The organism is Allobosea sp. NPDC003192, assembly GCF_050275675.1.
Taxonomy (GTDB): domain Bacteria; phylum Pseudomonadota; class Alphaproteobacteria; order Rhizobiales; family Beijerinckiaceae; genus Allobosea.
On record NZ_JBNNPK010000026.1, the window covers coordinates 39,758 to 63,921 of the forward strand.

The window sequence follows — 24,164 nt, forward strand, 5'->3', positions numbered from 1 at the left end:
GTCGAAAGTCGTCGTCAAGGCATCGCCGGCAGCCAACGCATCCGGCCAATGTGAAAGGCGGTCTTTAACAAGTCCTGAATCTTTCGTGTCGCTTCCGCGGCGATCCGCCCGGGATTGATGCGTTGCGCAGTCCGCGGCAATGCGCCTATCTTCGTCGCGAAATCGCGCCTTTTCCGAAGCGCGTCGTCGATCAACCGGAGGAAACCTATGTTTTTCACTCGTCGCGCGGCGCTGGCTGCGCTCGCCTTCACGACTGCGCTCGGCTTATCGCCGGCCTTCGCCCAGAATGCCGAGAAACCCAAGCTGACGCTCGGCGTCGGTGGCAAGCAGCTGCTCTACTATCTGCCGCTGACGGTCGCGGAGAAGAAGGGCTTCTTCAAGGACCAGGGGCTCGACGTCGAGATCAACGATTTCGGCGGCGGCGCCAAATCGCTGCAGGCCCTCGTCGGCGGCTCGGTCGACGTGGTCACCGGCGCCTATGAACACACCATCCGCATGCAGGCCAAGGGCCAGGACATCCGCGCCGTGATCGAGCTCGGGCGCTTCCCGGCGATCACCATCGCGGTGCGCAAGGACCTCGCCGACAAGGTCAAGTCCGCGGCCGACTTCAAGGGCCTGAAGATCGGCGTCACCGCGCCCGGCTCCTCGACGGCGCTGACGGCGCAATACGCCATGGTCAAGGCGGGGCTGAAGGCGACCGATGCCGCGATCATCGGCGTCGGCGCCGGCGCCAGCGCGGTCGCGGCGATCAAGCAGAAGCAGGTCGACGTGATCTCGCATCTCGACCCCGTCACCTCGAAGCTGGAATCGGATGGCGACATCGTCTCGCTGATCGACACCCGCACCGAGGCCGGCACCAAGGCGCTGTTCGGCGGCTCGAACCCGGCGGCGGTGCTCTATCTCAAGAACGACTTCGCCGAAAAGAACCCGGTGACGACGCAGAAGCTCGTCAACGCGCTGATGAAGTCTCTGAAATGGCTGGAGACGGCCAAGCCGCAGGATGTCGCCGACCTCGTGCCGCCGGAATACCATCTCGGCGACAAGCCGCTCTACCTGACCGCGGTGAAGAACTCGCAGGAGAGCTATTCGCGCACCGGCATCCCAACCGCCGACGCGATGAAGAGCATGTACGACTCGCTCAAGCTGCTCGATCCCGAGCTGACCAACTCGAATGTCGACCTGACCAAGACCTTCATCGATTCGTTCGCCAAAAAGGCAGCTGCGGGGTCTTAGCCGAGGCTTCCTTCTCCCCTCGGGGGAGAAGGTCCCGGCAGGGGGATAAGGGCGGTTCGACTGGGCGAGCCGTCCTTCCCTCATCCGTCGGCGCTTCGCGCTGCCACCTTCTCCCCCGAGGGGAGAAGGAAGAAGTCTTTCAGCCCCGCTTTCCACCCACCGAGATGAAGGCCATCAGGCAGGGCTCCGGGAGCGGGTTGCGCCAGCGGTGCCGGGTGCCGTTCTGCACGATGCAGTCGCCCTGGCGCAGATGGACCCTTTGCCCATCGTCCAGCTCCAGCGTCATCTCGCCGCGAACCACGACGCCGTAGTCGATCGTGTCCGAGGTGTGCATGCCCGGTGCGCCACGCTCGAAATGGTCGCCCATGCGCGGGACCTTGTCCGACATCTCCTGCAGCGCGCTCTCGAAGGTGACGCCGGCCGGAGGCTTCCAGCCCTCGGGCCGTCGCGGCGGATAGGAGATCAGGCGGAACATCGTGCCGCCGGGGCCGGGAAAGGCAACCGTTCCCGTCAGCATCGGGTCGGATTCCAGCCCGGTCAGCTTCGGTACGCCCTCGGTCCGGTAGAGCTCGTAGAAGGTCAGGCCCGGATTGGAGTCGATCTCCACGACCTTGGGCGTGACGTCGAAGGACTTGAACACCGATTTGCCGGACTCGTCGCGGCCGGTCAGCGCGCGCTTCGGCGGCGGCAGGTCGCTCGAATCCTTCGCCCCGGCCGGGTGTGAGACGGCTGCCAGCGCGCCGCCACCGACCATGGCGGAGAGCGCCCGGAGCAATTGCCGTCGATCGCCCTGTTCAGGCTCTTCGAGCAAAAGTTTTACATCATGGATAGGCTTGTTCTTGTTTCGCAAACGCCAAGGCCAGGAGAATTTTTTCATGTTTGCCCTCCGTTGCTTCGATTATTGCTTATTCTATCTTGTGCCGGTCCGCTGCGCTGCTGTGTCAAGAATTTGGCTGGCGGGATTGTTGTGATGAAGAAATCGATCTTCCACAACTAGACCTTAGGATCAGCCTTTGTCTCGATGGTAACGCCGGATTCTGGCGCGGGGTCCAAAGGGGAAGGAAGCATCGGCGTTTCGGCGATCATTCCGTGTATTCGTTCGTTGGTCGGCTCAATTGCGATCCGCCCAAAGTCCAATTGTTCGTAGCTGTCGGCAGGTGAATATTTCAGCGGCGACCGCGGGAGGACCCTGCCGGCAGGAAAGGCCAGAAGGTATTCGCATGATGCCGAACCCTGCCGCCTTGTTCGCCATCGTCATCCTGATCCTGCCGATGGGCTATCTACTGCTGGCGGCGCCCGGCTTTCTGTTCGTCAAACTCGATGTGCCGCCTGTCGCCAGGCTGATGCGCATGATGTTCAGCGCCTATTTTCAGGTGTTGGCCGTTGCCGCCGTCGTTGGGACGGTCGTGTTCGCTTTGACGGGACGCTGGGCCTTCGTCATCGGCATCGCGGTCCTGGCGTTTGCGCTGATCGAGCGCCGCTGGTTCCTGTCGCGGATGGATGCCCAGATCGACGCCTGGCCTGCCGATGTCGGCCGGCGATTGCGGCGGCTGCACTATGGCGGCATGGCCTGCAATGCGCTGCAGCTCGCCATCGTCATCGGCAGCGTTCCCTACATCATGGGCTCGCCGGCCTGATCAGGTTTCGCGGCGGCCCTGAGACCGGCTGACGCTGATCGCTCCCATCACCGCTTTCGATTGGCGCGGGCCGCACCAGCCGCTAGGTTCGCCGCCTCGTATCGTCGAAGGCTGGCCTATCCCCATGAACATCCTCTCGATCCAGTCCCATGTCGCCTATGGCCATGTCGGCAATGCCTCGGCCGTGTTCCCGATGCAGCGCCTCGGCGTCGAGGTCTGGCCGATCCACACCGTGCAGTTCTCGAACCACACCGGCTACGGCGCCTGGAAGGGGCAGGTCTTCGACGGCGCCACCATCGATGAACTGATGACGGGGATCGGCGAGCGCGGCGTGCTTCCCAAATGCGACGGCGTGCTCTCCGGCTATATGGGCTCGGCCGATATTGGCCACGCCATCCTCTCGGCGGTGGCAAAAGTGCGCGAGGCCAATCCCAAGGCGATGTATTGCTGCGACCCGGTGATCGGCGATGTCGGTCGCGGCGTCTTCGTGCGGCCGGGGATCCCCGAATTCATGCGCGAGCAGGCGGTGCCGGCGGCCGACATCGTCACGCCGAACCAGTTCGAGCTGGAATTGCTCACCGATGTCGAGGTCAGGACGCTGGCCGACGCCCATCGCGCCGTCGAGGCGCTGCGCGATGCCGGGCCGAAGGTCGTGCTGGTGACGTCGCTGCTCACCAATGAGACCCCTAGCGATTCTATCGACCTGATGGCGGCGGACGGGCAGGGGACGTACCGGGTGCGCACGCCGAAAATCGACATCAACATCAATGGTGCCGGCGATGCGATCGCGGCGCTGTTCTTCGTGCATTACCTGCGCGACGGCTCGGCCGCGAGCGCGCTCGGCAAGGCGGCCTCCTCGATCTACGGGCTGCTGAAGCGGACCAAGGAAGCCGGCTCGCGCGAGATCCTGACGGTGGCAGCGCAGGACGAGTTCGTCACGCCCTCGCAGCTCTTCGCGCCCGAGGCGGTCTGACGCGCATGAAGCTGCGCCTCGGCACCTTCAACGTTGAGAACCTGCTGACGCGCCATCGCTTCGAGCCGGGCGGGCGGACCGAGACGGCGGCGGCGATGTCGCTATTCCATTTCCCGCGCGCCGACGAGCGCGACGCGGTCGAGCGTTCCCTTGCGGTCGCGCTGGAGGACGACAAGCGCCAGATGACGGCGCTCGCCATCGCCGAGGCCAATGCCGATCTGTGGATGCTGCAGGAGGTCGACTCGCTCGCCAGCCTGCAGGCCTTCTTCGCCAATTACGTCCACCGCATCGCCGATCATCGCTACGGCCATTTCACGCTGCTCGACGGCAATGACCGGCGCAATATCGATATCGGGTTCGCGGCAAGGCGAGACCTAGTGCAGCCGCGACAGATCACGGTGCGCTCCCACAAGGGCATGAGCTTTGCGGACGCTGACGCGTTCTCGCCCGAGATCGCGGCCTTCGGCATCGAGCCGCGCGACAAGGTCTTCGCCCGCGATTGCCTGGCGGTCGAGCTCGATTTCGGCGATCGGCGGCTCGCTCTGTTCGGTTGCCATTTCAAGTCGATGAACAATGGCCGCGACGACGGCCGGCAGGCGACCCTGCCGATCCGCCGGGCCGAGGCGCTGGCGGTGAAGACAATCATCAAGGACTGGTTCGGCCCGGGCTGGCGCGAGGCGAACTGGGCGATCCTCGGCGATCTCAACGGCTATCAGATCGGGCTCGGTCCGCTCGCCGCTCCGGTCGACGAAGGTGACAGTGGCATCGAGCCGCTGCTGGAGGATTTCGCGGTCGATCCGATGGAGAGCCTGCCGCCGCATGAGCGCTGGACGCATTTCCGGCGCTACTGGTCGGAAGAGCGCCAGGCGCTGATCGATAGCCATATGCCACTCGACCATATCCTGCTCTCGCCGGCGCTCGCTGCGGCCAACCCCAATCCGGCGATTCAGATGATCCGGCGCGGGCTGCCCTACCGTGTGCCGCTCGATCCGCGCGAGGCCGATCGCTCGATGGCGAAGCTCGCCCTGACCTGCGACCGCTATCCGCGCGTCGGCTGGGACCGACCCAAGGCCTCGGATCACTGCCCGCTGACGATCGAGCTCTCGATCCCTAAGGAGACCGCATGAGCCGCCGCTTCGTCACGCTCGACGTATTCACGACCAGGCCGCATGCCGGCAATCCGCTTGCGGTGGTGCTCGACAGCGACGGGCTCGACACCGAGGCGATGCAGACGATCGCGCGAGAGTTCAACCTGTCGGAGACGGTCTTCGTCGCGCCGCCGGCGGACCCGGCCCATCGCGCCGCGGTGCGCATCTTCACGCCGGGGCAGGAACTGCCCTTCGCCGGCCATCCGACGGTCGGCACCGCTGTGCTGCTGGCGCTGCGCGACGCGGCCGAGGGGCGGGCCGCGGACAGGCTCGTCCTGGAGGAGAAGGTCGGGCTGGTGCCCTGCGTGATCGCGCTCGGCAATGCGCGCAGCGCCCGCGCCACCTTCACTTTGCCGAAGCTGCCGGAGCAGATCGCGCAGCCGATCGCTGACGTGGCACTGGCCGAAGCGCTTGGATTGAACCTGGCCGATCTCGGCTTCGACGCGCATCGGCCGAGCGCCTTCTCGGCCGGTGTCGCCTATACGATGGTGCCGGTTGCCAGCCGCGAGGCAGTAGCAAAGGCGCGTGTCGCCGGAGCGTTCGAGCGCACGATGGCGCCGGCCCAGAACGGCAACGCCTTCGTCTATTGCCGCGAAACCGAGGAGGCGGGACATCACTATCACGCCCGGATGTTCTGGCCCGAGGCGGGCGTGACCGAGGACCCGGCGACCGGCTCGGCAGTCGCGGCGTTTGCTGGAGCGATCATGGCGTTCGATCAGCCGGGCGATGGCACGCACCGCCTCGTCATCGAGCAGGGTTACGAGATGGGCCGGCCCTCGCAGATCGAGCTGACGCTGACGGTCGAAGGCGGCGCGCTCCCCTCGGCGACGATCGGCGGGGCGGCGGTCGTCATGAGCGAGGGCGTGCTGCTGTGACGGGGAATGGTGTCGTCGATGGCGAGATCGTCGCGCTCGATCGCGTCGAGGCGCGGATCGAGGCGTTCGACTGGGGCTTTGCCCGCGATCGCGCCGATGAGATCGGGGCGCATTGGGCTGCAATCAGCGCCGGCAAGCCGGCCATGTTCAACGGCCGCGTCATGCTGCAGCATCGCGCCGCGATCGCGGATGGCGTCTTCCGTGCCGGCTATTTCGAGGCCGATTACGCCGCTTTCATGAGCTGGCGCGATTTCGGTCATCCCGGCCCGGTGATCCGCAACGGCTTCGCCATGGCGGCGCTCAGGGCGGCCGACGGCGCCTTCCTGCTCGGCAGGATGGGCGATCACACCGCCAACCCCGGCAAGGTCTATTTCGCCGCCGGCACTCCGGACCGGGAGGATGCCCGCCCGGACGGAACGCTCGATCTCGCCGGCAGCGTCACCCGCGAGCTCTGCGAGGAGACCGGGCTGACGCTCGACGAGATTACCGTTGAAGAGCGCTGGACGGCGGTGATCGTGCCCGGCCGCGTCGCTTTCATGCGCCCGGTCGGGATCGACCTGCCGGCTGGCGAGGCGCGTGACTTGATGCTGGCGCGGATCGCGCAGCAGGACGAACCGGAACTCTCCGACATCGTGATCGTCCGCAATCTCGCCGATTGCGCCGCCTATGACATGCCGCCCTTCATGATGTCCTATCTCGCCCATATCTACGGGCGGGATTGACCCTTTACCGATCGAGGTTGCCGATGGCCGATGCGTCCGAAGTCCTTGCCCTGCCTGAAGGCAACCCGTTCGGGCGCGCCTGGGAGACGCTGTTCGGCCTGCCGCCGTTCGCGGAGATCACGCCCGATTACATCAAGCAGGCTTATCCTGCGGCTTTGGAGCAGCACCGGGCCGAGGTCGAGGCGATCAAGGCCGAGAAGGCCGCCCCGAGCTTCGCCAACACGATCGAGGCGCTGGAGCGCTCCGCCCGCGGCATGAGCCGGCTCGGCGGCGTGTTCTATAATCTCGCCGGGGCCGACACCAACGAGGCGCTGCAGGCGATCGAGCGTGAGATGTCGCCGGTGATGTCGCGGCACTGGTCGGCGATCATGATGGATCACGAGCTCTTCGCCCGCGTCGACGCGGTGTTCGAGGCGCGCGAGAGCCTTGGGCTGACCGAAGAGCAGCTTCGCTTGCTGGAGCGGACGCATCGCGGCTTCATCCGCTCGGGCGCAAAGCTCGAAGGCGAGGCCAAGGCCAGGCTCGCGGCGATCAATGAGCGGCTGGCGGGGTTGGGTACCAGCTTCGGCCAGAACCTGCTCAAGGACGAGGCCAGCTATGCGCTGATCATCGAGGACGAGGCCGATCTCGACGGGCTGCCGCCCTTCGTTGTCGCGGCGATGGCACGTGCCGCCGCCGATCGCGGCCAGGACGGCAAGCATGCGGTGACGCTGGCGCGCTCGATCATCGAGCCGTTCCTGACCTTTTCGACGCGGCGCGAGCTGCGCGAGCAGGCCTTCACCGCCTGGAGCAAGCGCGGCGAGAATGGCGGCGAGACCGACAACCGCGCCATCGTCGCCGAGATGGTCAAGCTCAGGGCCGAGAAGGCCAAGCTGCTCGGCTTTGCCACCTTCGCCCATTTCAAGCTCGATGATTCCATGGCGAAGACGCCGGAGAACGTGCGCAATCTGCTCGAGCTGGTCTGGAAGCCGGCCCGCGCCCGCGCGGGGCAGGAGGCGGCCGATCTTGCCGCGCTCGCCCAGAGCGAAGGGGAGAACGCGCCGATCCGCCCGTCCGACTGGCGCTTCTACGCCGAGAAGGTGCGGCAGAAGACCTATGCGCTCGATGAGGCCGTGCTGAAGCCCTATCTCCAGCTCGACAGGATCATCGCCGCGGCCTTCGACACTGCCGGCAAGCTGTTCGGGCTCTCCTTCGCCGAGCGGCCGGAGCTTCAGGGCTATCATCCGGACGTGCGTGTCTTCGAGGTCACCGAGACCGCGAGCGGCCGGCATATCGGCCTCTTCCTCGGCGATTATTTCGCCCGCGCCTCGAAGCGCTCGGGCGCCTGGATGAGCGCCTATCGCGGCCAGCGCAATTTCGACGGCGAGGTCCGCCCGATCATCGTCAACGTCTGCAATTTCGCCAAGCCGGCGGAAGGCAAGCCGGCGCTTCTCTCGATCGACGATGCCCGCACGCTCTTCCACGAATTCGGCCATGCGCTGCACGGCCTGCTTTCGGACGTGCATTACGGCTCGCTCGCGGGCACTTCGGTCTCGCGCGATTTCGTCGAGCTGCCCTCGCAGCTCTACGAGCACTGGTTCCTGACGAAGGAGGTGATGCAGCGCTTCTGCCTGCATGCCGAGACCAGCGAGCCGATCCCCGACGAGCTGATCGAGAAGATCAAGCGGGCGCAGACCTTCAACCAGGGTTTTGCCACGGTGGAATATACCTCCTCGGCGCTGGTCGATCTCGCCTTCCATTCGCTGGAGGCGCCGGCGGAGGTCGATCCGCTCGCCTTCGAGGCCAAGGAGCTGGCGCGGATCGGCATGCCCGCCGAGATCACCATGCGCCACCGCACGCCGCATTTCTCGCATGTGTTCTCGGGCGATGGCTATTCGGCCGGCTATTACAGCTATCTCTGGTCGGAGGTGATGGACGCCGACGCCTTCAACGCCTTCATCGAGGCGGGCAACGTCTTCGCCCCCGAGGTCGCCGGCAAGTTAAAGCGCTACATCTATTCGGCCGGCGACACGCGCGACCCGGCCGAGGCCTATACGCTGTTCAGGGGGCGCCTGCCGACGCCGGACGCGCTGCTGGAGAAGCGGGGGCTGGCGGCTTAAGCCGCCGCCTTCACTCCCGCGCCAGCTCGACAAGCCGCGCGCCGCGCCCGCTCAGCAGGGTGAGCGCGCCGCGCTCCATGCGCCAGCTCCGCGTCGCTTCCAGCGCTGTGCGGAACTGGTTTTCGACCTGCATGCGCGGTTCGGGGCAAGCCATCATCGTGCCGACCAGCGGTCCGAAGCGGATCTGCCGGTCGCGGATCGTCGCCTGCCCGCCCATGCCGTTGCAGCCGCCATGGGCGGAGACGCGCCCATTCGAGTCAATCTGCAGCGTGGCGCGGGCGCCTTCGGGGAGCGGCCGGCCGCGCAGACTCTCGACGCGCCAGGAGCCGGTGGGACCGCCGACCTCGGCCGGCGGCGCGACGCGCTGGACGACGATCTCGCCGCTCGCCTCCGGCACGAGCGCGGCATGGTGTTCCGTGGTGGTGAACCAGAGCTGGCCGCGGACCCTGATCTCGGCGCGCAATGCGTAGCGGTGGCCGGGCCGGATCACCGTATCGTTGAAGCGCAGCCGGTAGGGGATCGGCACCTGCCGGCGCGCAGCGATGCGCGTGCGGGCGACGGTGCGGGACGGGGTATCCGCCAGCGAGACATCGAGCAGGCTGACCTCGACCACGGCGCCAGGCGGCAGCGCGATCCGCTCGCGATAGCTGACCGTGCCCGAGAGCGTACGCGGCGCGGCCAGCGCGGGCAGCGGCAGCGCAGCGAGAGCAAGGGGCGCAGCGGCGAAGATGCGGCGGGTTATCATGGTGCAACGCCTCTCGCTTCGGTCCGGCTTTCACCGGCGAACCCTGTCATTGCCGGGAGGGCGAAGCAACCAACGGTCGTGCTTCGCTGGCCAGGCGGATGTCAGCCTGCCGGATAGCCGAACTTCGTCCGTGTCGCGCGGATCTGGGAGGTCGCGCCGGCATCATTGCCGGCGGCGCAGGTCTTGCGGGCCGTGTCGATCTCGGCGCTGACACGGCTGTGGACGCCCTTGGTGGTGTGGCCGGTCTGCAGATCGTTGTCCATCACCGCCTGGAAACGGTCGACCTCGCCGGCGCAGCCCGAGCCGGTCGGCATGCGGAAGGTGTTGGGCGTGACGCCGGTCGGTGCCTGCTCGGGCGAGGGCGCCGGCGGCGGAGCAGCCGTCTGGCAGGCCGCGAGGGAAAGGCCGAGGGCGGCGGCGAGGAGGGCGGCGCGCATAAGTGGAGCTCCGGCTGGTCGGAGCGGAACCATGGTTGATTCCGCCCGCGAGGCAAAGACCTTCCCGGAGAGGCCTAATCCTGACTCGGCATGAAGAGAGCGAGGATGGTGAAGCCGCCCGCCGCCATGGCCGCGAGCCAGATCGCCCCCAGCCCGACATGCCCATGCGCGAAGGCGCCCAGGAATGCGCCGACGAGTAGGCTGAGCCAAAGCACGAAATGGCGCAGGAAGGCGCGCTTGGAGCCGCCGAGCAGGGCGCCGGCGAGGCGCTGCCCCATCTTGACCAGCGTGCCGGTCATGTAGGTCAGGCCGATCGTGACCTCGCCGTCGCGCTGGAAGACGGCGTTCTCGGCGCCCATCGCCAGAGCGAGGATGCCGGCGGCGGCGATCGCCAGCTCGGCGCCATAGAGGCCGGCCGAGAGAGCCAGAGCCAGCGTCACGAAAGCGAGCACCGCGGCCTGGCGCCGGTGCTTGCCGACATGGCCGACGAGCGAGCCGCAGATCACGCCGACGACGAAGAGGAGGATGATCATGCCGGCCACCAGGACGCCGTCGAGGCGACCTTCCGCCAGCTCGATACCGAGGCGCGTGGTGTTGCCGGTCATGAACGAGACGAAAAAGCCGCCGATGTTCAGGAAGCCGAGCGCATCGACGAAGCCGGCGAGCCCTGAGAGCCCCAAGGCGAGCCCGATTGCGGGACGATCATAGCGCAACATCGGCACGGCACTCCGGTCAGGCGGGCCGGCTCTTCGATGGGCGCGATCGCCGGCCGAATCGCGTTGGTCAGGTTAATCCACGCTCTGCGCCCGTCTTGCCAGCACGGAGAGGGTTCTGCGCACTTACTCCCGTCACAATTCGACGGAACGCTGCCGCCATGACCCTGCTGCACACCATCGAACTCGAAATCTTCGCCGACTACTTCCAGTTCTATCTCCAGGACGAGGCGGTCAACGAGGATTGGGGAATGTTCTGGACCGACGAGACGGTGGAGCGGATGCTCGCTGTTGGCGAATGCTCGGTGGGCATCGCCACCGCCAGGAACATGAACGTTCCGGTCGTGGTCTCGGTCCATGACGCCGCGCCCGAACCCGATTTCGGCGAGTGGGAACTGGTCAACGAGTGTTCCTTCCGCGTGCGCTCCGGCCAGATGATGGTGATCGGCTGCACCGAAGGCTCGCCGCAGGAGCGGGCGCGCTTTTCGCTGGCGCCCGGGAGTTATCGCCTGCGGGTCTCCTATGTCGGCCTCGATACGCTGAGTGAGGACGGGCTTGAGGGCGACGATTTCTACCGTTTGCAGATTTGGCCGGGGCCGGCCGCGCCGACGAGGACGCTGAAGGAGCAGGCGGGGGCGGCCGGCTGAGCCCACGCACGAACGTTCAAGACCTCCGAGGCTTGCCTTCCTATCCTCTGATCCGGTAGACAGCCCAGGTCGACGAGAGGATCGTTCGTGGCCCAATCCGCCACCCATGCCGAGAGCCAGGACCGCGCCACTGCGCGGACTGTCGGCATGTGCGCTCCCTCGCTCCTTGGTCAGCTGCTTCTTCTTACCTGCCCCTGAGGGCCGGCCGGGCACGTGTGCCTGGGCGCTCAGGGGATGACGAGACCGTAAGCTCCAGACCTCGCGCGCCAGCCCGAACCGAGACGCGGCGCGCCCCGACCAGGGACAAGACCCATGAGCAATGCAGGCAACACCGTCTCCGCCAAGGACCGGGTTCTGATCTTCGACACCACGCTGCGTGACGGCGAGCAATGCCCCGGCGCGACCATGACCTTCGAGGAGAAGCTCGAGGTCGCCGACATGCTGGACGCGATGGGCGTCGATATCATCGAGGCCGGCTTTCCGATCGCCTCCGAAGGCGATTTCGAGGCGGTGTCGGCCATTGCCAGCCGCATCAAGCGTGCCACTGTCGCCGGCCTGGCCCGGGCGATCAGCGCCGACATCGCCCGTGCCGGCGAGGCGGTGCGCCATGCTGCGAGGCCCCGCATCCACACCTTCGTCTCGACCTCGCCGATCCATCTGCAGCACCAGATGCGCAAGAGCGAGGAGGAGGTGCTGGAGATCATCACCAAAACGGTGACGCAGGCGCGCAACCTGGTCGACGATGTCGAGTGGTCGGGCATGGATGCGACCCGGACGCCGATCGACTATCTCTGCCGCGCGGTCGAGACCGCAATCAGGGCAGGGGCTACCACGATCAACCTGCCCGATACCGTCGGCTACGCCACGCCGGACGAATACCGCGCCATGTTCAAGGCGGTGCGCGAGCGCGTGCCCAATGCCGACAAGGCGATCTTCTCGGCGCATTGCCACAATGATCTCGGTTTGGCCGTCGCCAATTCGCTGGCGGCGGTCGAGGGCGGGGCGCGACAGGTCGAGTGCACGATCAACGGCATCGGCGAGCGCGCCGGCAATGCCGCGCTGGAGGAGATCGTGATGGCGCTGCGGGTGCGTGGCGACGTCATGCCCTACGACACCGGCATCGACGCGACCTATCTGATGCGAGCCTCGAAGGCGGTTTCCTCCGCCTGCTCCTTCCCGGTGCAGTACAACAAGGCGATCGTCGGCCGGAACGCCTTCGCTCATGAGAGCGGCATCCACCAGGACGGGATGCTGAAGCACCAGCAGACCTACGAGATCATGACCCCGGCCTCTGTCGGCGTGACCAAGACCTCGCTGGTGATGGGCAAGCATTCCGGCCGCGCCGCCTTCCGCTCGAAGCTGAGCGAGATGGGCTACGCGCTCGGCGACAACCAGCTGGAGGACGCCTTCACCCGCTTCAAGGCGCTCGCCGACCGCAAGAAGCATGTCTATGACGAGGACATCGAGGCGCTGGTCGACGAAAACCTCGCCACCGCCCATGACCGGGTGAAGTTGGTCTCGCTGACCGTGATCGCCGGCACGCGCGGCCCGCAGCGGGCCATGCTGAAGCTCGACATCGACGGCCGGATCGTGGCCGAGGAGGCCGAGGGCAACGGGCCGATCGACGCGGTGTTCAACGCGGTCAAGGCGCTGGTCCCGCACGAGGCGGTGCTGGAGCTCTACGACGTTCACGCCGTCACCGAGGGCACCGACGCACAGGCCGAGGTTACCGTGCGCCTTGGCCAGAACGGCGCGGCAGTGACCGGGCGCGGCGCCGATCCCGACACGCTGGTGTCCTCCTGCAAGGCCTATCTGGCGGCGCTCAACAAGCTGGTCGCCCGCGGCAGCCGCGTGCACGCCCAGGCCGCCGAGTAGAGGCTTGTCCACAGCCACTGTGTCGCTGTCACCGGCTTGGCACAGTGGCTGCTTTTTCACGTTGCGGGCGCAGCGGCCTCTGGACCTTTGGCGTCCTTTGCCGATCTCATCATCCTTGGCTGAGGGAGCCATGGTGAGATTCCGTCGATGATGTTGCTGCGCCTGATGTCGCTGGGCGCGCTTGCCGTGTGGGGCGCCCAGCCTGCCGCGGCTTATGCGCCTGCCGCAGTGCCGGAGCGGGCCGAGCGCGCGCTGGAACGTGTGCGTGTCTGCATGGGTGCGATCGAGGCCGGCAGTGCCGAGCGGCGGGCAGCCTGCGACGAGAGCCTGAGCAGCGAACTCAACCGCGCCATCCGGGCCGATCTGCTCGCCAGCCGCGGCTGGCTCTCCGAGGCCAGCAACGCCCTGAACGACGCGCTGCGCGATTTCGATGCGGCGCTCAAGGCGGTGCCGAATCATCTCGCTGCCCTGCGTGGCCGGGCGCATGCGCTCTCCGAGCTCGGCAGACATGTCGAAGCCGAAGCGCTGATCGAACGGGCGATGGTCATTGGTGGGCGCGCGACGCTGCTGGCCGATCGGGCGCTGCTGCGCGAGCGCGCCGGCAACATCGCCGGAGCACGTTCCGATCTCGACGGCGCCATTGCGCTCGATCCATCCAATAGCTGGGCGCGCGGGACGCGCGGGCGCTTCCTGCAGGACGAGAGCGAGCACGAGGCGGCGCTGGCCGATTTCGACGCCGCACTGGCGCTCGAGCCGGAGGTCACCTCCTATCATTACCGGCGCGGCCTTTCGCTTGCCGCACTGGGCCGGTCACGTGAAGCGATCGCCGCCTTCGACGGCGCCCTGCGGCTGGAACCGACCGTCGTGCAGGTCTGGCTGGAGCGCGGACGGGCTTTCGAGGCACTCGGCCATGAAGGGCCGGCGCTCGCCAGCTATGACCGGGCGCTGCGTCTCGACATGAGGCACGAGGCTGCGCTGTCGCGGCGCGCCTTCCTGCTGCAGCGGACCGGCCGCGTCGACGACGCGATCGCCGCCTATGACCGTCTGCTCGCGGTTCAGCCGAGCGCTGCTTTCGGCCTGAACAACCGCGCCGGCCTGCTCGCGGGGCTCGGCCGGCGTGAAGAGGCGTTGCGCGATCTCGACCGTGCCATCACGCTGGTGCCCGGCGACGGCAATGCGCTGCGCAATCGTGCCCAGCTCCTGCTGCAGCTGGGGCGCAACGACAAGGCGCTGCGCGATCTCGATCGGGCCGGTCCCGGCCATGATGCCGGAGCCTGGCACGGCATGCGCGGCGATGCGCTGCTCGCGCTCGGCCGGTCGGCGCCGGCGCTGGAGGCTTATCGCGCCGCGCTCGCGCTGAAGCCGCAGGATCGCGCCACCTTGTTCGGCTTTGGCCTGGCGCAGGAGATTCGCGGCGATCGCAGCGCGGCTGCTGCCGCCTATGGAGCGCTGCTCGTGGTTGATCCGGAGCATGAGGGGGCGCTTGAGCGTCGCGAGGAATTATTGCCGGCGCTCGGTCGCTCGATCGAGGTCTGGCCGGCCCGCCTCTCCGGGCTGTGGCGGGATGCGGGCGATGCTTACGCGCGGGAGCGCGCGGCATTGCTCGGCGTCTATCATGCGCTCCGGCCGCAGGCTCAGCCGCAGCCGGTTCTGGCCTTGCCTACTCCGCCCAATCCGCTCGCCGCCCTCGACGCGGCGCTGGCGCTCGACGCCTTCGACGTGCCGCGCCTGGTCCGACGGGCGCAGTTCAGCATCGGCCAGCTGCAGCGCGAGGCGCAGGCGCGGGCCGATCTCGCGGTCGCACTGCTGCTCGAGCCTGAGAATCCGGCGGCGCTGGTGCAGCGCGCCCGGCTGAGTTTCCGTGACGGGGCCTTCGCTGCGGCGCAGGCCGATGCCGAAGCGGCGCTGCGCAGCGAGCCTCGCTCGATCGAGGCACTGTTCCAGCGGGCGAGGGCGCTGACGGCGCGTGGCCAGTTCAGCGCCGCGCTCAACGCCTATGACGATGTCGTCGCAGTCGCGCCCGCCAATGCCGCGGCGCTGCTCAACCGGGCCCTGCTGCTGCAGCACGCCCGCGAATATGAGCGGGCGCTGGCCGATCTCGACGCCGCGGTCGCGGCCAATCGGGCCGATCCGGATGGCTGGGTGGCGCGCGCCGCGCTGCGGACGGCGCTCGGGCAAACCGATGCGGCGATCGCCGATTTCGACCGGGCGCTGTCGCTCGACGCCCGCCTCGGCCAGGCCTGGTATGGCCGCGCATTGGCGCATCAGCGCCGTGGCGATGCGGCCGAGGCGGCGGCGGATTTTGCCAAGGCGCAGGCGCTCGACGCGAAGGCCGAGGAGCGCTACCGCGCTTTCGGCATGGCGCCCTGACGGCAGATGTTCACACCGGCCAGCCGCGATCGGGCTTGATCGTCGCCAGCACGAAGGACGAGCGCATGTCGGCAATGCCCGGCAGCGTCAGCAGGCGCTGCATGGCGAATTCGCCATAGGCCTCGATGTCGCTGGCGACAATGTGGACGAGCAGGTCGCATTCGCCAGTCATCGCCTGGCAGGAAATCACCTCGTCGAAGGATTTCAGCTTCTCGATCAGCTTGGTGCGCCAGTCCGGATCCGACTGCGAGAGCTTGACCAGGGCATAAGCCTCGACGCCGTGGCCGAGCTGGCGGCGGTCGATCAGGGCGCGGTAGCCGCTGACGACGCCAGCCTCCTCCAGCGCCCTGAGACGACGCAGGCAAGGCGAGGGCGCCATGCCGATCTCTTCGGCGAGCGCCGCATTGGTCAGGCGGCCATCGCGCTGGAGTGCGCGCAGGATGCGCCGGTCGGTCTCGTCGAGACGTGACGGTGGCTTGATTGAATGAGGCATTATCGGACCCATGGTGAACTGATCTGGTCCGATCATGCCTTTTGCTGGGTGTTCAGCCAAGAGAAAGGCAGGACATGACCGGGGCGTGAGCGCAGACTCTCCCTCAGCATTGGGAGGTGAGCCATGACCATCGATCCCTTCATCCGTTCAGGCCTGCAGGCCCACCAAATTCCGGCCGACTATGTCGTCGACCAGCGCTTCCAGGATTACTCCGCCGCAGACCACGAGACCTGGTCGCGGCTCTACCGGCGTCAGTTCGACTTGCTGCACGGCCGGATCTGCGACGAGTTCTTCGCCGGACTCGCCGGGCTCGGCATTGCCGCGGACGGCATTCCCGATTTTCGTGAGATGAACCGCGTGCTCAAGGCCGCGACCGGCTGGGAGGTGGTGGCGGTGCCTGGCCTCGTACCGGACCGGGTGTTCTTCACCCATCTCGCGCAGCGGCGCTTTCCGGCCGGGTTCTGGATCAGGCGGCCGGATGAGTTCGACTATATCGAGGAGCCGGATATCTTCCACGACGTTTTCGGCCATGTGCCGCTGCTGATGAACCGGGCCTATGCCGATTTCGTCGCCGCCTATGGCGAGGCCGGCCTGCGCTATGCCGATCCGGCCGACCTCTCACGGCTGGCGCGGCTTTACTGGTACAGCGTCGAATTCGGGCTGATCGAGACGAAGGCGGGCCTGCGCATCTTCGGCGCCGGTATCGCCTCCTCGCCCGGGGAGACCGTCTATGCGCTGGAGAGCGAGAAGCCCGGCCGCATTGCCTTTGACCCCGTCCGGGTGATGCGCACGCATTACAAGATCGACGACTTCCAGCAGACCTATTTCGTCATGCCGGGCTTCGATTTCATGCCCGACTTGACACCCGGGCCGCTGGAGGCGGCGATGGCGAAGGCGAGGATGCTGCCCGAACTCGCCGCCGATGCGCTGATCACCGAGGACAGGCGGGTCGCGCTCGACGACCGGCAGAGGCGTCCGGCGGCCTGATCCCGCAATTCAGCGGCCGCACGCGCTGTTTGCGGTGGACGGTGCGTGCCGCTCGCTTGGCGCGAGCCCGATTCTTGCCACTATTGCCTCCCGGTGCGCGCATGCGTGATGGCTGGGAGCGGGCGAGATGGCTGGCTATTTTCCGAACTGGACCTTGAAGACCTCCGGCGATGTGATGCCGGATGAGCGCTTGCCGACCGGACAGACGATTATCGCTGGTCTCCAGCACGTCGTAGCCATGTTCGGCGCGACCGTGCTGGCGCCGATCCTGATGGGCTTCGACCCGAATGTCGCGATCTTCTTCTCCGGCATCGCGACGCTGCTGTTCTTCGTCATCACCGGTGGACGGCTGCCGAGCTATCTCGGTTCCTCCTTCGCCTTCATCGGTGTCGTCATCGCCGCGACCGGCTATGCCGGCACCGGCCCCAACGCGAACCTGCCGGTCGCGCTCGGCGGCATCATCGCCTGCGGCGCGGTCTATGCCCTGATCGGCCTCATCGTGCAGGGTGTCGGCACGCGCTGGATCGAGACCTTGCTGCCGCCGGTCGTCACCGGCGCCGTCGTCGCCGCGATCGGCCTCAACCTGACCGCGGTCGCGATGAACATGATCTCGGCCAGCGCCTACACCAAATGGATCGCGCTGTTCACGGTCGTCGCCGTGGCGCTGATCGCCGTCTATGGCCGCGGCCTGATCCAGCGCCTGCCGGTGCTGATCGGCGGGCTCGCGGCCTATATCCTCTATGCCGCGACCGCGACGAGCTTCGGCGCGCCGCCGGTCGATTTCGGCAAGGTCGCGGCAGCCGCGTGGTTCGGACTGCCGAACTTCGTCGCGCCGGTCTTCGACGCCAAGGCGATGGCGCTGATCGTCCCGGTCGCGATCATCCTGGTCGCGGAGAATCTCGGGCACATCAAGGGCATCTCCGTGATGACCGGGCGCAATCTCGACGGGCTGATCGGGCGCGGCTTCTTCGCCGACGGCGTCGGCACGATGATCGCGGGCTCGGGCGGCGGCACCGGCGTCACGACCTATGCCGAGAACATGGGCGTGATGGCGGTGACACGGGTCTATTCGACGCTGGTCTTCGTCGCGGCCGGCGTGATCGCCATCCTGCTCGGCTTCTCGCCCAAGTTCGGCGCGGTGATTGGCACGATCCCGGTCGCTGTGCTGGGTGGCCTCGCCGTCGTCGTCTTCGGCCTGATCGCCGCCACCGCCGGCCGGATCTGGGTCGAGAACAAGGTCGACTTCGCGCAGCCGAAGAACCTGCTGACGGTGGCGACCGCGCTGATTCTCGGCGCTGGCGACCTCAAGCTGCCGATCTTCGGTTACGAACTCGGCGGTATCGGCACGGCGACCTTCGCCGCGATCGCGCTCTACCACCTGCTCAACCGCCGCGCGGCGGCCTGAAAGCCTTGTAAAAGCAGCCTGCCGCGCCCAGCGTGGCAGGCTTTTCCTGGCCTCGCGGCGAGGCCAGCCGAAATTGTCCGCAACCGGTTTGCATATTTCTGTCGCAAACGGGTGGACAGGGCCGGGGGTGTTTGCTACATCGCCGGCCGTCGGGACGCGGTCCACGCCTCGCCGACGACGTCTTCGTGGCGTATGGGTGATTAGCTCAGTTGGTAGAGCAGCTGACTCTTAATCAGCGGGTCGTAGGTTCGAGCCCTACATCACCCACCACGGACTTCAGATACTCAGCGAATATCGGTTGAGGGCAGGGCGCGAATACGGCGCCCTTTCTTGCGTTCTGATGAACCCGGAGTGCTCCCAACCTGCAGATTCCGAAGCGGGCTGCCGGGCGGCGCCGATCGACAAGCAAATCACGTCGATCTTGTGCGGCCATCCATGCGCCTCGTGGCGTGCGTTGCCGGCATCGCAGGGCCGCTCTATCCCTGGCTGAAGGAAGAGACGCGAGGGATAGGGCGACCATGGCCGGCCAGACCAGTATCGGCAGCTTCGACTACGTCATCATCGGCGCCGGCTCGGCCGGTTGCGTGCTGGCAAACCGGCTCTCGGCCGATCCCCGCCGCAAGGTGCTGATCGTCGAGGCCGGCGGCAAGGACGACTGGATCTGGTTCCACATCCCGGTCGGCTATCTCTACGCCATAGGGAATCCGCGGGCCGACTGGCTGTTCCAGACCGAGGTCGAGGCCGGGCTCGGCGGGCGTTCGCTCGCCTATCCGCGCGGCAAGGTCGTCGGCGGCTGTTCTGCGATCAACGCGATGATCTATATGCGCGGCCAGGCGGCCGACTATGACGGCTGGCGCCAGCAGGGCCTGACGGGCTGGGGCTGGGACGACGTCCTGCCGCTCTTCCTCAAACATGAGGACCACATCGCTCCCGGTGGCCGCTTCCATCGCTCCGGTGGGGAAATGCGCGTCGAGCATCCGCGCGTGCGCTGGGACATCCTCGATGCGTTGCGCGATGCGGCCGAGGCGGCAGGCATCCGCAAGATCGACGACTTCAACACCGGCGACAATGAAGGCTCCTCCTATTTCCAAGTCACCCAGAAGCGCGGCCGACGCTTCAGCGCGGCGCGCGCCTTCCTGGAGCCGGCGCTCGATCGCGATAATCTTCGTGTCGAGCTCGGCTGCATGGTCGAGCGCATCGTCGTCGAGGACGGCCGGACGACCGGCGTGGTGCTGACGCGCGATGGCGAGCGCTATCTCGCCGAGGTCTCCGGCGAGGTGCTGCTCAGCGCCGGTTCCGTCGGCTCGCCCGCCATTCTCGAGCGCTCCGGCATCGGCGATGGCGAGCGTCTGCGTGGGCTCGGCATCGAGGCCGTCCGCCACGCTCCCGGCGTCGGCGAGAACCTGCAGGACCATCTGCAGCTGCGGCCGATCTACAAGGTCGAGGGCGTGCGCACGCTCAACACCGACTATGCCAAGCTCTGGCGCCGGCCGCTGATGGCGCTGGAATACGCGGCGCGCCGCACCGGGCCCCTGACCATGGCGCCGTCGCAGATGGGCGCCTTCGCGAAGTCGGCGCCGCATTACGCCACCGCCAATCTCGAATTCCACTTCCAGCCGCTCTCGCTCGACAAATGGGGCGACGGCTTGCATCCGTTCGGCGCCTTCACCGCGAGCGTCTGCAACCTGCGCCCGTCGAGCCGCGGCAGTATCCACCTCAAATCCGCGGACCCGGCCGCAGCGCCCGCGATCGCACCGAACTACCTGTCGACGGACGAGGACCGGCAAGTCGCGATCGATGCCCTCAAGCTCGCCCGCCGTATCGTCGCGCAGCCGCCACTCGCCCGATTCAAGCCGCAGGAGCACCTTCCGGGTCCGGGCCATGAGAGCGACGAGGCGCTGGCCGCGGTCGCCGGGCGGCTCGGCACCACGATCTTCCATCCTGTCGGCACGGTGAAGATGGGCCGCGAAGACGACGCCATGGCCGTGCTCGACGAGCGCCTGCGGGTCCGCGGCGTCGCGGGCTTGCGCGTCATCGACGCCTCGGTGATGCCGACGATCACCTCCGGCAACACCGCCGCACCCGCGATGATGATCGGCGAGAAGGGTGCGCAGATGGTGCGCGAGGACGCGCGGTAGCCCCCGTCTTCTTGAGAGGAAGAAGAGGGGCCCGCTGCAATATCGGCGGAACAAGATATGACCAGCCGGCAACATCCGGCCCGTTCTTGTGGCGATTGACCGGCAACGACCTTTACTTTCCGGGCGAACCACAGCACGAACAGGCGCATGGCGCTGCGTCATCTCTAGGTTGTGCGCCGGTCCGGGGGGAGTTCAGTGGGATCCGTGCTCGCCGCCGGGGTTGGGAAACCATTTGCGACGCGGCTGCGCATGGGGACTGCGCTTGCGTTGCTCGCCGTGACGTTCACGGCCCTGATATCGGCAGGGCCGGCCCTGGCGGCTGGTGGCGCGGGCGGCGGCGGCGCTTCCGGTGGTGACGATTCCGCGGCGGGTGTCGGCACCGACGGCGCTGACGGCGGCACGGCCAGCCACGGTGGCGGTGGCGGCGGCGGCGCCGGCCAATCCGGTGGCAGGGGCGGATACGGAGAAGGCGTGGCCGGTTTCCCCGGTTCGGGCGGCGCGGCCCCGGGTGCAGTGGGCGCGCCCGGCGATGACAGCGCTTCCGGTGGTGGTGGTGGCGGCGGCGGCGGCGCCCATGGCAGCGTCAGCGCGGCGGCGCCGGGAGGAACTGCGATCGGCGGCGCCGGTGGCAATGGCGGCAACGGCGACGATCCGACGGGTGGCGGTGGCGGTGGCGGCGGCGGCGGCTGGGGCGCTGTGATCACCGGCACGGGGGCGTTCGGCTCGGTGACCGGTGCGGGCGGCGACGTGGCGATCGGCGGGGCCGGTGGCCGCGGTGGCTCTTCTGGCGGCGCGAGCGGCGTAGGCGGCGGCGGCGGCAGCGGCGGTCACGGTCTGGCGGTGACCGGTGGAGCCGGAACGTCATTGGCTGTCAGCGGCGTGGTTCAAGGTGGCGTCGGCGGGGCCGGCGGCGGTTCCAGCGGTACGTCTGGCGGCAGCGGCGGGGCTGGCGGGGCAGGCCTGCTCCTGAGCGACGCCTCGACGGTGACCATCAACGCCGGCACCTTCGGCGGCTCTGGCGGAGCGGGGGGGGCTGGCGGCTCTGGAGCCGGCGGCGCCGGCGGCGCGGGTGGCGCCGGCGTGAATACCAGCAATGGCGCGACGATCACCGTCAATGCGACAGTTCGCGGTGGCCTTGGCGGCAATGGCGGTTTCGGGACCGTGGCTTCGGGCGCTCGCGGCGCGGACGGAGCGGGCATCGCCGGCAGCAACCTCAACATCACCCTCGGTGCGAGCGGCTCGATCTCCGATGCCGATGGCGCCGGTGGCCTCGCCGGCAACGCTCTTCAGTTGAGCGGCGACAGCACACTGACCGTCGCGGCGGCCGGCACCGCCAGCATCATCGGCAATATCGACATCGCCGGTGGCACGCTGACGCTCGATCAGGCCAGCGGCGTCAACGTCACCATCGCGAACACGATCACCGGTGCCGGCGCGCTCGCCAAGACCGGCGCGGGCACCGTCACCCTCACGGGGACGAACAACTATACCGGCGGAACGACGCTCAACCAGGGCACGCTCTCGATCTCGCAGGACGCCAACCTCGGCAATGCGTCAGGCGGGCTCACCTTTGGTGGCGCCAGCACCTTGCAGGTGACGTCGAGCTTCATTACTGCGCGTGGGGTGGTGCTCAACGCCAACGCCACGGTCGAGGTGACCTCCGGCCAGAATTTCACCGTGGATGGCGGCATTTTCGGCACGGGCGGCCTGATCAAGACCGGCACCGGGACGCTGACCCTGACCGGCAATAATTTTTATGCGGGCGGGACGGAGATTTCGCAGGGCACGGTCTCGATCTCGTCCGACGCCAATCTCGGCGGCGGCGCGCTCACGCTATCGAACACGACGACCTTCGGCGGGGCCGGCACCGGCGCCGGGGCGGTGCTGCGCACGACGGCGACGTTCTCCAGTGCAAGGGACATCGCCTTCACCAATGGCGGCGGACGCATCGAGACCGATACCGGGACGACGCTGACGCTCTCAGGCGCGATCACCACCACGGGCAGCGCCAGCTTCATCAAACAGGGCGCCGGCACGCTGGTGCTGACCGGCAATGACAACGACTATTTAGGCGCCACGCAAGTGCTGGGCGGGCGGCTGGTTGCCGGTAGTAGCGGCGGCTTCTCCTATAACTCTGACTATACGGTCGCGGCCGGCGCGACGCTCGAAGTCGGCAGCGGCGCTTTCAGCCTCGCAGAGATCGGCTCGCTCGCCGGCGCCGGCGCGGTAGAGATCGGCGCCGGCAAGACACTGGCGATCGTAGGCCTGACCGGCCAGGTCACGACCTTCTCCGGCAGCTTCTCTGGCGACGGCTCGCTCGAGTTCAGCGGCACAGGCGCGCAGATCTATACCGGCACCGGCACGCTGGGTGGCGGGCTCTCGGTCTGCTCCTGCGGCGCCACCGCGGGCTCCTTCATCATCAGGGGCGGCTCGCTGACGCTCGGCGACATTATTACGGTCGCCAGCGGCAGCACGCTCGTCGTTGACCGTGGCGGCAGGCTCGATAGTGGCGGCGCTCCCTTGCTCATCAGCTCGACCGTGCGCATTGATGGCTCGGGCACCCAGGTGACGGTCGGCGATACGCTTATCCAAGGCGGATTCGGTCCCACGACGATGACGATCTCGGGTGGCGCGACGTTGACCTCCAATGCCGGCTTCTTCACCAACGGCGTCGTCGGCCTGGGGGCGACCGCTTCGGTGCTGGTGACCGGCGCCGGCTCGCGTTGGAGCACCGGCGGTGGGCTGATGATCGGCGAGACGCCGCCCCCGGCTCCGCCAAGCTTCGCCGCCTCGGTGACGGTCGCCGACGGTGCGACGCTTGCGGTGACCTCGGGTGATCTGTGGATCAATGCTCCCGGCACGCTCAACATTGGCGCAGGCGGCAAGGCCGGCGCTGTGACGATCACTGCCGGCGCGATCCTCAACGACGGGGCGATCGTCGCCGATTTCACCGATACGGCGACGCTGTCGATGGTGATCGACGGTTCCGGCACCCTGACCAAGCGCGGTTCGGGCACGCTGACGCTGACGGGGACCAACACCTATACCGGCGCGACGACGGTTACCGGCGGCAAGCTCGTGGTGAACGGCTCTACCGCCAATTCGGTGGTGACGCTTGCCGGCGGCGCGCTCGGCGGCTCGGGCACGGTCGGCGGCATCGTCGCCAATGCCGGCGGCACGGTTGCGCCGGGCAATTCGATCGGGACGCTGAACGTTGCAGGGAACGTCGCCTTCGCCTCGGGTTCGACCTATCAGGTCGAGATCAACGCCGCCGGCCAAGGCGACAAGATCGTTGCGACCGGCACGGCGACGCTTTCAGGCGGCACGGTTCAGGTCCTGGCCGAGGCCGGCAATTACGCGGCGAGCACGACCTACACCATCCTGACGGCATCGGGTGGCGTCACCGGCCGCTTCGCCGATCTCACATCGGACCTGGTCTTCCTGACGCCGTCGCTGGCCTATGACAGCAATAATGTCATCCTGACCATGGCCCGCAATGCGATGGGCTTCGTCGACATCGCCCAGACGCGCAACCAGGGCTTCATCGCGATCGCGGCCGAGCGCCTCGGCGCCGGCAACCCGATCTACGACACGCTGCTCTCGGGCACGGCCGAGCAGGCCCGCGCCGGCTTCGACCTGCTCTCTGGTGAAGCCCATGCGCAAGCCG

General features: G+C 67.5%; 19 protein-coding genes and 1 tRNA gene. 15 read left to right on the forward strand and 5 right to left on the reverse strand.

The genetic code is table 11. The features are described 5' to 3' along the window. Positions 1 to 207: 207 nt before the first annotated feature. Positions 208 to 1,233 carry an ABC transporter substrate-binding protein gene (locus ACQKLX_RS26560; RefSeq protein ID WP_427364566.1) on the forward strand — a complete coding sequence of 342 codons (1,026 nt, stop codon included), beginning with the start codon at positions 208 to 210 and terminating at the stop codon, positions 1,231 to 1,233. 139 nt (positions 1,234 to 1,372) lie between these two features. On the opposite strand, the gene ACQKLX_RS26565 is transcribed toward ACQKLX_RS26560, so the two are convergent. After that, entirely contained in the window at positions 1,373 to 2,044 is a 672-nt protein-coding gene (locus ACQKLX_RS26565; protein WP_427364567.1) for a cupin domain-containing protein, read from the reverse strand. Positions 2,045 to 2,453: 409 nt separating this feature from the next. Between ACQKLX_RS26565 and ACQKLX_RS26570 the strand changes: the two genes are divergently transcribed. From ACQKLX_RS26570 to ACQKLX_RS26595, 6 genes are all read left to right on the forward strand, one after another. Continuing rightward, positions 2,454 to 2,870 carry a hypothetical protein gene (locus ACQKLX_RS26570; RefSeq protein ID WP_427364568.1) on the forward strand — a complete coding sequence of 139 codons (417 nt, stop codon included), beginning with the start codon at positions 2,454 to 2,456 and terminating at the stop codon, positions 2,868 to 2,870. 124 nt (positions 2,871 to 2,994) lie between these two features. Then, positions 2,995 to 3,843, forward strand: coding sequence for a pyridoxal kinase PdxY (gene pdxY, locus ACQKLX_RS26575; protein ID WP_427364569.1), 849 nt, complete (start codon positions 2,995 to 2,997; stop codon positions 3,841 to 3,843). Positions 3,844 to 3,848: 5 nt separating this feature from the next. Continuing rightward, positions 3,849 to 4,970, forward strand: coding sequence for an endonuclease/exonuclease/phosphatase family protein (locus ACQKLX_RS26580; protein ID WP_427364570.1), 1,122 nt, complete (start codon positions 3,849 to 3,851; stop codon positions 4,968 to 4,970). Continuing rightward, the gene (locus ACQKLX_RS26585) at positions 4,967 to 5,866 is read left to right on the forward strand and encodes a PhzF family phenazine biosynthesis protein (RefSeq protein WP_427364571.1); all 900 of its coding nucleotides are present in this window, start codon (positions 4,967 to 4,969) and stop codon (positions 5,864 to 5,866) included. Before ACQKLX_RS26580 ends, ACQKLX_RS26585 begins: the two co-directional genes overlap by 4 nt. Next, positions 5,863 to 6,588, forward strand: coding sequence for an NUDIX hydrolase (locus ACQKLX_RS26590; protein ID WP_427364572.1), 726 nt, complete (start codon positions 5,863 to 5,865; stop codon positions 6,586 to 6,588). Before ACQKLX_RS26585 ends, ACQKLX_RS26590 begins: the two co-directional genes overlap by 4 nt. Before the next feature lie 23 nt (positions 6,589 to 6,611). Then, positions 6,612 to 8,687 carry a M3 family metallopeptidase gene (locus ACQKLX_RS26595; RefSeq protein ID WP_427364573.1) on the forward strand — a complete coding sequence of 692 codons (2,076 nt, stop codon included), beginning with the start codon at positions 6,612 to 6,614 and terminating at the stop codon, positions 8,685 to 8,687. A gap of 10 nt (positions 8,688 to 8,697) precedes the next feature. Here the strand turns inward: ACQKLX_RS26595 and ACQKLX_RS26600 are convergent, their stop codons facing one another. The 3 genes from ACQKLX_RS26600 to ACQKLX_RS26610 form a co-directional block, all read right to left on the reverse strand. Next, positions 8,698 to 9,432, reverse strand: coding sequence for a YbaY family lipoprotein (locus tag ACQKLX_RS26600; protein ID WP_427364574.1), 735 nt, complete (start codon positions 9,430 to 9,432; stop codon positions 8,698 to 8,700). Positions 9,433 to 9,533: 101 nt separating this feature from the next. Continuing rightward, positions 9,534 to 9,869, reverse strand: coding sequence for a hypothetical protein (locus ACQKLX_RS26605; RefSeq protein ID WP_427364575.1), 336 nt, complete (start codon positions 9,867 to 9,869; stop codon positions 9,534 to 9,536). A 74-nt stretch (positions 9,870 to 9,943) separates the two neighbouring features. Further along, complete coding sequence (locus ACQKLX_RS26610) at positions 9,944 to 10,585, reverse strand: YoaK family protein (RefSeq protein ID WP_427364576.1); 642 nt, start codon at positions 10,583 to 10,585, stop codon at positions 9,944 to 9,946. 158 nt (positions 10,586 to 10,743) lie between these two features. Between ACQKLX_RS26610 and ACQKLX_RS26615 the strand changes: the two genes are divergently transcribed. The 3 genes from ACQKLX_RS26615 to ACQKLX_RS26625 all read left to right on the forward strand — a co-directional run bounded on the left by ACQKLX_RS26615 (position 10,744) and on the right by ACQKLX_RS26625 (position 15,474). Beyond that, positions 10,744 to 11,229, forward strand: coding sequence for a hypothetical protein (locus tag ACQKLX_RS26615; protein ID WP_427364577.1), 486 nt, complete (start codon positions 10,744 to 10,746; stop codon positions 11,227 to 11,229). Positions 11,230 to 11,541: 312 nt separating this feature from the next. Further along, positions 11,542 to 13,104 carry a 2-isopropylmalate synthase gene (locus tag ACQKLX_RS26620; RefSeq protein WP_427364578.1) on the forward strand — a complete coding sequence of 521 codons (1,563 nt, stop codon included), beginning with the start codon at positions 11,542 to 11,544 and terminating at the stop codon, positions 13,102 to 13,104. A 147-nt stretch (positions 13,105 to 13,251) separates the two neighbouring features. Further along, positions 13,252 to 15,474 (forward strand): tetratricopeptide repeat protein, encoded by a 2,223-nt coding sequence (locus ACQKLX_RS26625; protein ID WP_427364579.1) that lies wholly within the window; start codon positions 13,252 to 13,254, stop codon positions 15,472 to 15,474. Between the two features lie 10 nt (positions 15,475 to 15,484). Here ACQKLX_RS26625 and ACQKLX_RS26630 read toward each other — a convergent pair whose 3' ends face one another. Continuing rightward, positions 15,485 to 15,967 (reverse strand): Lrp/AsnC family transcriptional regulator, encoded by a 483-nt coding sequence (locus tag ACQKLX_RS26630; RefSeq protein WP_427364580.1) that lies wholly within the window; start codon positions 15,965 to 15,967, stop codon positions 15,485 to 15,487. A gap of 123 nt (positions 15,968 to 16,090) precedes the next feature. Between ACQKLX_RS26630 and phhA the strand changes: the two genes are divergently transcribed. The 5 genes from phhA to ACQKLX_RS26655 form a co-directional block, all read left to right on the forward strand. Then, positions 16,091 to 16,954 carry a phenylalanine 4-monooxygenase gene (gene phhA, locus ACQKLX_RS26635; RefSeq protein ID WP_427364581.1) on the forward strand — a complete coding sequence of 288 codons (864 nt, stop codon included), beginning with the start codon at positions 16,091 to 16,093 and terminating at the stop codon, positions 16,952 to 16,954. A 127-nt stretch (positions 16,955 to 17,081) separates the two neighbouring features. Then, positions 17,082 to 18,359 (forward strand): solute carrier family 23 protein, encoded by a 1,278-nt coding sequence (locus tag ACQKLX_RS26640; protein WP_427364582.1) that lies wholly within the window; start codon positions 17,082 to 17,084, stop codon positions 18,357 to 18,359. Positions 18,360 to 18,553: 194 nt separating this feature from the next. Next, positions 18,554 to 18,629: transfer RNA gene (locus ACQKLX_RS26645), tRNA-Lys, on the forward strand. A 248-nt stretch (positions 18,630 to 18,877) separates the two neighbouring features. Then, a complete protein-coding gene (locus ACQKLX_RS26650) occupies positions 18,878 to 20,497 on the forward strand; it encodes a GMC family oxidoreductase (protein WP_427364583.1) in 1,620 nt (539 codons plus the stop codon). Positions 20,498 to 20,746: 249 nt separating this feature from the next. Then, positions 20,747 to 24,164: beta strand repeat-containing protein (locus ACQKLX_RS26655; protein WP_427364584.1), on the forward strand; the 3,418-nt coding region annotated here is incomplete at its 3' end.

Coding starts and splice junctions, on each gene's coding strand:
- ACQKLX_RS26625 (WP_427364579.1), top strand. CDS start 13,252: ATGATGTTGCTGCGCCTGATGTCGCTGGGCGCGCTTGCCGTGTGGGGC.
- phhA (WP_427364581.1), top strand. CDS start 16,091: ATGACCATCGATCCCTTCATCCGTTCAGGCCTGCAGGCCCACCAAATT.
- ACQKLX_RS26610 (WP_427364576.1), bottom strand. CDS start 10,585: ATGTTGCGCTATGATCGTCCCGCAATCGGGCTCGCCTTGGGGCTCTCA.
- ACQKLX_RS26620 (WP_427364578.1), top strand. CDS start 11,542: ATGAGCAATGCAGGCAACACCGTCTCCGCCAAGGACCGGGTTCTGATC.
- ACQKLX_RS26585 (WP_427364571.1), top strand. CDS start 4,967: ATGAGCCGCCGCTTCGTCACGCTCGACGTATTCACGACCAGGCCGCAT.
- ACQKLX_RS26560 (WP_427364566.1), top strand. CDS start 208: ATGTTTTTCACTCGTCGCGCGGCGCTGGCTGCGCTCGCCTTCACGACT.
- pdxY (WP_427364569.1), top strand. CDS start 2,995: ATGAACATCCTCTCGATCCAGTCCCATGTCGCCTATGGCCATGTCGGC.
- ACQKLX_RS26650 (WP_427364583.1), top strand. CDS start 18,878: ATGGCCGGCCAGACCAGTATCGGCAGCTTCGACTACGTCATCATCGGC.
- ACQKLX_RS26605 (WP_427364575.1), bottom strand. CDS start 9,869: ATGCGCGCCGCCCTCCTCGCCGCCGCCCTCGGCCTTTCCCTCGCGGCC.
- ACQKLX_RS26615 (WP_427364577.1), top strand. CDS start 10,744: ATGACCCTGCTGCACACCATCGAACTCGAAATCTTCGCCGACTACTTC.
- ACQKLX_RS26630 (WP_427364580.1), bottom strand. CDS start 15,967: ATGCCTCATTCAATCAAGCCACCGTCACGTCTCGACGAGACCGACCGG.
- ACQKLX_RS26600 (WP_427364574.1), bottom strand. CDS start 9,432: ATGATAACCCGCCGCATCTTCGCCGCTGCGCCCCTTGCTCTCGCTGCG.
- ACQKLX_RS26570 (WP_427364568.1), top strand. CDS start 2,454: ATGATGCCGAACCCTGCCGCCTTGTTCGCCATCGTCATCCTGATCCTG.
- ACQKLX_RS26580 (WP_427364570.1), top strand. CDS start 3,849: ATGAAGCTGCGCCTCGGCACCTTCAACGTTGAGAACCTGCTGACGCGC.
- ACQKLX_RS26595 (WP_427364573.1), top strand. CDS start 6,612: ATGGCCGATGCGTCCGAAGTCCTTGCCCTGCCTGAAGGCAACCCGTTC.
- ACQKLX_RS26640 (WP_427364582.1), top strand. CDS start 17,082: ATGGCTGGCTATTTTCCGAACTGGACCTTGAAGACCTCCGGCGATGTG.